Raw genomic sequence first — 7,994 nt, forward strand, 5'->3', positions numbered from 1 at the left:
GACCCGGGCTGGAGGGCGGGGTTCATCGTTGGGTGCTTTGCACCCGTTCCCCCCGACGCCGCCGTCTTGGCGCCCGGGTCTTCGTCGCCCCCTGTTCGGGGGCTCCACCCAATAGGGATGAACCCCCGCAGTGAAAAATTTTTGCAAAATCGGTTTCGGAGGAGATTTTTAGAAAAGAAGCTGTCAAAAGAGAGGGTCAAAATGTGCAGAATTGAACATAAAAACGTCAAAAATTTTTGCAATCAGAGGCGGAGTATCTCCGAGACGATGCTTATCTTCGATACTGGAGTTGGTATCGTGTTGGTGACGGCAAGCTCGTCAACGGCTTTACTGACCCTCTCAATGGCACCCTCGGCAAAGACTCCATGGGTAACCCCAACGAATATCTTACTTGCCCCAAGCTTTTTCAGTATCTCAGAAGCTCTAATCATGGTCCCCCCGGTGCTTATGATGTCGTCAACTATGAGAACGTTCTTCCCCCTGACGTCTATGTCCACTGGCCTCATCTCAACCTCGGTTGGAGAAATCCTTCTCTTCTCGAAGTGGCTGTATTCGAGACCAAGTTTTTCGGCAACTGCTTTGGCTCTGTTACGTGCCCCCTTGTCCGGGGCCAGTACTATCCCATCGCCAAGTTTCTCGGCAAAGTAACTAGCTATAACCCCAGCCGGAGAGACGTTAACGCCATTTCCAGGGAAATACTTGAGCGTCTCTGGATTGTGGAGGTCGAAGACATAGAGCTCATCGTAGTAGAGGCCGAGCGCCTTCATTATAGCCCTCACACTTATCGGTTCGCCCTCCTTGGTAACCCTGTCCTGCCGGCTGTAGGCGAAGTAGGGCACGACGGCCCTCAGCCTTTGGAAACCCGACTCCCTCAAAGCGTCACCTATGAGTAGCAACTCCACTATCTTCTCGTCCTGGGGTGCGAAGGTCGAACTAACAACCGTTGCTTCATTTCCAGAACCCAAAACGCGGACATACTTCTCCCCATCAGGGAACTTCCTGAGCTCAACTTCGAGGACTTCACCGCCAAGTTCCCTCAGCTCTTTTTCAAAGTGCTTACCCCCGCTCCCAATGACGAACATGAGCGCCACCTCCATTGACGGTTTCATGTTGAATTCCCGCCTTATAAACCAACCGTCATACTAAAAGAACGGCAATGATTCCAGCCAGGAAGATTCCATCAAAAGTTCCTGCTCCCCCGATGCTGACCATCGGAGCGCCAAGATGCTTGATTTTCCTCCAGTTCATGATGTCTGCACCAATTAAAACGCCAAGGGTTCCGCTAACGTAAGCAACCAGCGTTGGATTTCCGTCTCCAAGGAGCCATCCCAAGAGAACCGCTACTAAGGGCGGGAAGAGAGAAGGCATCGCGATTCCAAGTCCTCGGATTGGCCTCGCAACGGCGTTGCTCAAAAGAGACGCTATAAAAACAGCGAGGAGAGTATTCACGAGAAGACCGTACTCCCCGAGGTGAATCAGACGGAATAGCTCGTAGAGAACGATGCTCAACGGAACGAGCGCACCGCCAACGTTAACGGCTATAATCGTCTTCTTCTCCTCCCAGTCGAAGTAGGGAATGGGGTAGAGAATCCCGAAGAAACCGACCTCCCTAACCCTGATAACGGGCTCGTAGGTCACCTCCTCGGCTATGGGTATGTTTATGAAACTTCCAAAGAGAGCAAAGGCAAACAGCGTAATGGCCACCCCTGGCGGAAGACCGAGCCTGTTAAACGCCATGAGGACTGCACTCGAAAAGAACAGAAAGACCAACACGAAAAGGGATGCAATCAGAAGAAGAAACGGCCAGGTAAGGGGAGGAAAAAGGAAGCGCCTTGCGTTACTCATCTTTAACCACCACGTTCGCCCAAATCTGGACTCCCTTAGCCATCTCCACATCCTTGGGCTTCTCGAACTTCTCAGCGTTCCTGAGGACCCATGCGTAGAGGGGCTTGCCGTTGGAATACTCCCTCAGGAACTCAACGCTCGCCCTGTGCTTGTCTTCATGGTCTTTCAACTCCTCCGGCTTGAAGGGACCGAGAACATCAACGAGCTCCGCCTTCCCAATGGCCTTTCCGTTGCTTATTATCAGAATCTCACCCCGGATTCTCGTCCTCGTTTTTCGAATCTCCCACACTTTCTTGCCCTCAACTATCAAACTCGCGTAGGGTTCCCTCACGATGAGGCCCTTTTTTCTTTCCATCGCCATCGTGATTAGTACGTTCAGAGGTTAATAAAACCAACGCTGGGAAAACTTTAAGTCCGCTTTACCAAAGGCACTTGAGGAGGTTGAACCTATGAAGGTCATCTGGTACGGTCACTCGTGTTTCTGGATTGAGACGAAGGGAGTGAAGATACTGATAGACCCCTACCCAGAGGTTGACGACGACAGAATAGGCGACGTTGACTACATCCTAATAACCCACGAGCACACCGACCACTACGGAAAGGTCGAGCTCCTGTCGAGGCTGAGGGACGCCACTGTCATAGGGCCGAAGCAGGTCTATCTGATGGCCGTTGCCGATGGCGTTACAAAGGTAAGGGAGATTGAAGCCGGAGAAACAATAGAGCTTGAAAACGGTGTTAAGATAACCGCAATCTACGTTGAACATCCTTCCAGTCAGTATCCCCTCGGTTACATAATTGAAGGCGATAAAAGACTCTTCCACCCCGGGGATACCTACCCGAGTCCGGCTTTCCAAAGACTGAGGGGAAAGGTTGACATTCTCCTCGTTCCGATAAGCGGTCGCTCAACGGCCAACGCGAGGGAGGCAACGCAAATAGTCGAAGACATAAGACCGAGGGTCGTCATTCCCATGCACTACGGCGTTTACAACGATTCAAACCCCTCAACCCTCGCCGAGGAGCTCAGAAAGAGGCGCGTCTGGGTACTCTTCAAGGAACCCAAGCTCTACGAGGAAATGTCATTTTGAGGGAACCCCATGCTATCAACGGGCTCAAAAAAGCTCGACGAACTGCTCGGGGGAGGCTTCGCCCCCGGCGTGCTCACCCAGATTTACGGGCCCTACGCGACGGGGAAGACAACCCTAGCGGTTCAAACCGGAATTCTGAGCGGTAAGAAGGTCGCCTATGTAGATACGGAAGGGGGCTTTTCTCCCGAAAGGCTAAGGCAGATGGCAGAAGCCAGAAACCTGAACCCCGAGGAAGTTCTCTCGCGCTTCATACTCTTCACACCAGCCGATTTTAAGGAGCAGAGAAGGGTTATTGGCTCTCTCAAAAAGGTGGTTGATGAATCATTCTCCCTCGTCGTCGTTGACTCCATCACGGCCCACTACCGGGCGGAAGAGAACAGGGCTGGGCTTTTAACGGACCTCAGCAGACAACTTCAGGTTCTGCTCTGGATTGCAAGGAGGCAGAACATTCCGGTTCTAGTAATCAACCAAGTGCACTACGATACTCGGCTGGAGCGGACGAGACCCGTTGCCGAACAGACACTCGGTTACAGGTGTAAGGATATTCTACGCCTCGATAAACTTCAGAAGCCTGGTCTGAGGCTGGCCATCCTCGAGAGACACCGCTTCCGCCCGGAGGGTGTTATGGTGTATTTCAGAATCACGGAGAAGGGCATTGAGGATGTAGGGGAATAAAAACACAGAGAGTTAAACTCTAAATCCTCTCGTAAACTTCCTGCGTAATCCTGAGGACGGCCTTGTAGAGCTTCTCACTTATTATGCCTTCTTCGTAGTGTTCAGCTAACTTCTCCTTGTCGATTATTTCCTTCGTACCGTCGGGCCACTTAACGATGTCAACCTCAAGGTCAATGTAGCGAGCACCGTCGGGGTAAATCTCGACTGGGGTGTTGATGTTGTAGTACTCGCCCTTCAGGTTGCCGTTTTTATCATAGTAGCGGTGCACGAACCACCATTTGCCGGCCTCAATCTCGGTTATCGCGTAGTCACCGAACTCTATCGGCAGATCGAGGCCGTCGTAGAACTTGCCGGGCTTGAGGTGCCTCTTTATGGTCACCTTGAGGGGGTTGTGGCTGACTTCAACGACTTCTCCCGGCCCAATCCTTATCCTCTGCCCGTCGGGCTTGACGTGGTCGAGACTGAAGAGCCAGCCCTTCCTCGGCCCCTTGTTTTCCACAAGAGCTTCCCAGAAGCCCTGGTTGACCTTCATTCTCTGGCCCGGAACCTTGGCGAGGATTCCCTCCGCTATCTCAACGGCGAAGCCCAGCTCCGGGTCCTTAGCTTTGAGCTGGTGGTGGCCTTCAACGGTTGGAACTACCTTATTCCTTATCTCGTCGAGCTTCTTTTTCGCCCCTCCCCCGAATTCAACCTCGTAGATGTTCCTGCCCTCGATGATGAGCGAGGGTGCGAAGTAAGTGTCCGCCTTGGCAAGTCTGTCAGCGAGCTTTGAGAGGCGAACTATCTCGTCCCTTAGGGTGTTCCAGTCTTTATAAGCTGCTGCCGTCCTCCACAGGATTCCCCACTCGCCGAGGTCTATGCTCAAACCTAGGATTCTGAGCCTCTCGCGCTCCTGGTTGTCCCTTATCTTTCTCGATATCTTCACGTGCCTCTGGACGCCTATCGGCTTGGGGATCAAAACCGCGTAGTCCCCAGGTATTGTAAGGGTCGTGCTCAGGTGCGGTAAGAGGTTGTGCTTCTTCACCTGAACGAGAACCTCGTCGCCTTCGTTTGCATTGGGCAGTTCCCTCTTTGGAAGCGTTCCTATTGCACTGCCGAGGTCAACGTAAACGTACCTCTCATCAACCTTAACGACGAGACCCTTGTAAATGCCGTAGAGCTGGTAAGAGAGCCTCCTAAAGAAAACGTCGATAAGCTCATCCTCAAGGACGGCCTTGGCCTCTTCAACCGCGTTTCCAACGAGAACAACACCGTGTCGGTCCTTCTTGTCGTAGATGTCCACGTCGAACTCGTCGTAGGTCTTTTCGAGCCCGAAGCGTTCGACTATCTTGTTGCTCGGCTGGCTTATGCCGAAACCCCTGTCAAGGAACAGCTTCGTCAGGGCCGTTGAGTAGATGCCCCGAATCCTAACCGTAAGCCCTGTGCTTGTAGACACCTTCACCACCCCTCATTTTCTTCTCCACCACTCCGATGAGAGTCAATCCCTCAAGGATTTCCCCAGCGTCTCTCACCCCGCTGAGCTTCTCCACGTTCCTCGCCTCGACCCAGAGCAGACCCTTGGAGTGCCACTCCATTAAAGCCCTCTCAACGCGGTAAACATCTGAAGGATGAGCGTAAAGCCTGTAAACGAACCTTACGAGTGTTTCGAGCCTTTCCTCAATCAGCCTCGTTTTGTGGATTTCCTCCATTATGCCAACCGGAACCTTTTTGTGGTTTTCGCCCAAGAGAGCCAGCCCCTCAACTTCTCCGGAAAGCTCCCCTATGGCCTTCCTAACTGCATAATCATAGAGCCTGTGGAACTGAACCAGCCTGTCCAGCGAGGCCTTAAGTCTAGCCCGTCCAGAGAAATCGTCCCCTCTTAGGTGGGAGATGACCTCCTCTATCCTAAACTTCATCTGGTGTTCGTTTTTGTATAGCTCCTTTGAGAGCTCCTCAAGCCTTCCCCCAAACTTCGCCAGCTCACGGTAGAGGGAGGAGGCCTTTTCGAGTTTCTCGAGGGATAACCCCTGCAGTGAGCGTAGCCTCTCCTCAAGACTTTCAACGTTGTTCTCATCGTATAGCCTGGAGAACTCGGATTCAAAACGGGAGTGGAGCTTCTCAAGCTCAAGAAGGAGTGACCTGAGCGCGTCAACTTCCATCTCCGAAACCCCCTAAGGTAGGACTTAACCCTAGGCATACTTTTACTTTTCGATTTTTCTCCAGATGTGTTAAACACTAACGCTTACCCGAAAGCCTTTTTTAAAACCACTCCCACTCACTTAAGGTGTTCCCATGACGCTCTACGACCGCTTTGGAAGGCCAGTGACGAACCTCAGAATCTCGCTCACACAGGAGTGCAACTTCCGGTGTTTCTTCTGCCACAGGGAGGGCCAGCGGTTTTTAGCTAAAAACGAGATGACGCCTGAGGAGATAGAGAGGCTCGTTAGAATAGCATCCCACTTGGGAATAAAAAAAGTCAAGCTTACCGGTGGAGAGCCGACGGTGAGAGACGATATAATCGAGATTGTGAGGCTCATAAAGCCCTACGTGATTGACTTGAGCATGACCACCAACGGGAGCAAGCTTAAGGAGCTCGCCAAACCGCTCGCAAAGGCTGGCCTCGACAGGGTTAACGTCTCGCTCCACAGCCTAAAGCCGGAAGTTTACAAGCGCATAACGGGCGTTGACATGCTTGAAACTGTTCTCGAGGGCATAGAGGAGGCGGTAAAGTACCTATCCCCCGTCAAGCTCAACATGACGGTTATGAAGGGACTCAACGATGGTGAGATATGGGACATGGTGAACTTCGCGGCCAGAACCGGAACGATACTTCAGCTCATCGAGCTCGAAGCGCCGAGGGAGATGACCGAGACAGGGTTTTTCCGGAAGTACTTCTACCCCCTCAAGCCCGTTGAGAGGGAACTCGAAAAGCGCGCCCTTGAAATCCGCGAGAGGATGATGCACAGGCGGAGGAAATACTTCGTCCCAACTGACTACGGCATAGCCGAGGTTGAGGTAGTCAGGGCGATGCACAACACGGTCTTCTGCGCCAACTGCACCCGCTTAAGGGTCACCTCGAACGGTAAGTTCAAGACCTGCCTTCTGAGAAACGACGATTTGATAGACTTTTTGACGGCAATGAGAAACGGCGCGAGCGACGCGGAACTCGTCGATATTTTCAAAAAAGCGGTGTTAAAACGCGAACCCTACTGGAAGTAGAAAGGTTTTTGTGGATTGAAGCGCAGGTATTTAACGGTGGGACCGTGGGGATAGAAAGTTTTACTCCTTATTTCTCGGGGATAATGCTCATAATAATCGGAATTTATGGAATGGTTAAATCCTACTGGGGTTGGAAAAACCATGAAGAACCCATTAAAAAGCTCGCCCTAACCCTTCTCATATCATTTGGATTGTTTGGAATAGTTGGAGGTGTCGCCGTTTTTCTTACGGTACTCGTTAATCCCGATTTTTGGATCCTTGAGGCTATCGTAATCACTGCAGGATACCTCATTCTGGCCAATGAAGCCCTTGATATACTTGAAAAGCTTAAGAAACCAAAAAGAGAGCATCCAAAAAGAAAGATAAAATGTTCCCTTCCAGTTGCTGGGATTTTGAAATCACGAGAGGAGGCGATTATTCTCCTGAAGGCCATTAAAAACTATTCGGGATTGCCACTTCTCATCGTAGGAAGAGAACATCCCAACGAATGGAGAGCCAGAACAAGAATAGAACCCGACGAGTACATCTGGCTCACAAGGGTCGAACACAAAAAAGCGGTAAGTCCAAGTAGTCTTCACGTCCTCAGCGGAAAAGTCATTGAGTTCATAAGGGAAAACCCGGGTAGCGTTATTTATATCGAGGGAATAGAGTACATGCTCTTTTACTCCGACTTCAAGGCTGTTGCCAAGTTCCTTTTCTCAATCAGGGACGTGGCTATGATGGAGGATGCTCACGTTCTAATCCTAGCAAACGAGGACACGCTAACACCGGAGCAGATGGCAATACTCAAAAAGGAATTCGAAGATGTTGACGTTGAGAAAGTTCTGGAAAAAATGATGGGGCCCGCTCTCTTCGGTGCAATACCAAGTAAGAGAAGGGGGGACATCAATGCCAGCACTGAGGGTTCCAAAGAGAGAAGCGGAGCCGGTAAAGAGGAAGCTGAAGAAGCTCAACCTCTACGACGGGAAGAGGCGACCGAAGAGGGAAGATGACTTTGTCCTCCTGCCCGTAATTGAGGACGAGAGGGTTTACTCCCTCGGATACGAGGTTCTTCCCATAGAGCTCCCGCTCAGGCCCGAGAGGCAGATATACAAGAACCTCGAGAGCGTTTTGGCGGAGAGGCTGAGCGAGGAAGAACTAAAATACCTTAGGCGCTACGACGTCATCGGTGACATAGCGGTCATCCAGATT

9 protein-coding genes and 1 pseudogene are annotated in these 7,994 nt (G+C 51.5%); 5 read left to right on the forward strand and 5 right to left on the reverse strand.

What is annotated here, in order from left to right:
- Nucleotides 1–242 precede the first annotated feature (242 nt).
- The 3 genes from MVG27_RS03750 to MVG27_RS03760 are packed head-to-tail and all read right to left on the reverse strand — an operon-like array spanning nt 243 to nt 2,206.
- Nucleotides 243–1,082: a ribose-phosphate diphosphokinase gene (locus MVG27_RS03750; protein ID WP_297548580.1), complete on the reverse strand. Its 840-nt coding sequence runs from the start codon at nt 1,080–1,082 to the stop codon at nt 243–245.
- A gap of 55 nt (nt 1,083–1,137) precedes the next feature.
- Nucleotides 1,138–1,845, reverse strand: coding sequence for a DUF1614 domain-containing protein (locus tag MVG27_RS03755; protein ID WP_297548578.1), 708 nt, complete (start codon nt 1,843–1,845; stop codon nt 1,138–1,140).
- Nucleotides 1,838–2,206, reverse strand: coding sequence for an ASCH domain-containing protein (locus MVG27_RS03760; RefSeq protein WP_297548576.1), 369 nt, complete (start codon nt 2,204–2,206; stop codon nt 1,838–1,840). The genes MVG27_RS03755 and MVG27_RS03760 overlap by 8 nt, the downstream gene beginning before the upstream one ends.
- An 88-nt stretch (nt 2,207–2,294) precedes the next feature.
- Here MVG27_RS03760 and MVG27_RS03765 point away from each other — a divergent pair, with 88 nt between their 5' ends.
- Complete coding sequence (locus tag MVG27_RS03765; RefSeq protein WP_297548574.1) at nt 2,295–2,930, forward strand: MBL fold metallo-hydrolase; 636 nt, start codon at nt 2,295–2,297, stop codon at nt 2,928–2,930.
- Between the two features lie 9 nt (nt 2,931–2,939).
- Nucleotides 2,940–3,605 (forward strand): DNA repair and recombination protein RadB, encoded by a 666-nt coding sequence (radB, locus tag MVG27_RS03770; RefSeq protein ID WP_297556218.1) that lies wholly within the window; start codon nt 2,940–2,942, stop codon nt 3,603–3,605.
- Nucleotides 3,606–3,624: 19 nt separating this feature from the next.
- On the opposite strand, the gene MVG27_RS03775 is transcribed toward radB, so the two are convergent.
- Nucleotides 3,625–5,040 (reverse strand): ribonuclease E/G, encoded by a 1,416-nt coding sequence (locus tag MVG27_RS03775; RefSeq protein ID WP_297556224.1) that lies wholly within the window; start codon nt 5,038–5,040, stop codon nt 3,625–3,627.
- Nucleotides 5,012–5,743 carry a hypothetical protein gene (locus MVG27_RS03780; protein ID WP_297556219.1) on the reverse strand — a complete coding sequence of 244 codons (732 nt, stop codon included), beginning with the start codon at nt 5,741–5,743 and terminating at the stop codon, nt 5,012–5,014. The genes MVG27_RS03775 and MVG27_RS03780 overlap by 29 nt, the downstream gene beginning before the upstream one ends.
- Before the next feature lie 133 nt (nt 5,744–5,876).
- Between MVG27_RS03780 and moaA the strand changes: the two genes are divergently transcribed.
- The 3 genes and pseudogenes from moaA to MVG27_RS03795 all read left to right on the forward strand — a co-directional run.
- Nucleotides 5,877–6,803, forward strand: coding sequence for a GTP 3',8-cyclase MoaA (moaA, locus tag MVG27_RS03785; RefSeq protein WP_297556220.1), 927 nt, complete (start codon nt 5,877–5,879; stop codon nt 6,801–6,803).
- A gap of 44 nt (nt 6,804–6,847) precedes the next feature.
- Complete coding sequence (locus tag MVG27_RS03790) at nt 6,848–7,795, forward strand: DUF835 domain-containing protein (RefSeq protein ID WP_297556222.1); 948 nt, start codon at nt 6,848–6,850, stop codon at nt 7,793–7,795.
- Nucleotides 7,692–7,994 (forward strand): annotated as a pseudogene (locus tag MVG27_RS03795) (class I SAM-dependent methyltransferase family protein); the annotation flags it as partial. The gene MVG27_RS03790 and the pseudogene MVG27_RS03795, both read left to right, overlap by 104 nt.

Origin of the sequence: Thermococcus sp. (assembly GCF_027011145.1) — an archaeon.
GTDB lineage: Archaea > Methanobacteriota_B > Thermococci > Thermococcales > Thermococcaceae > Thermococcus.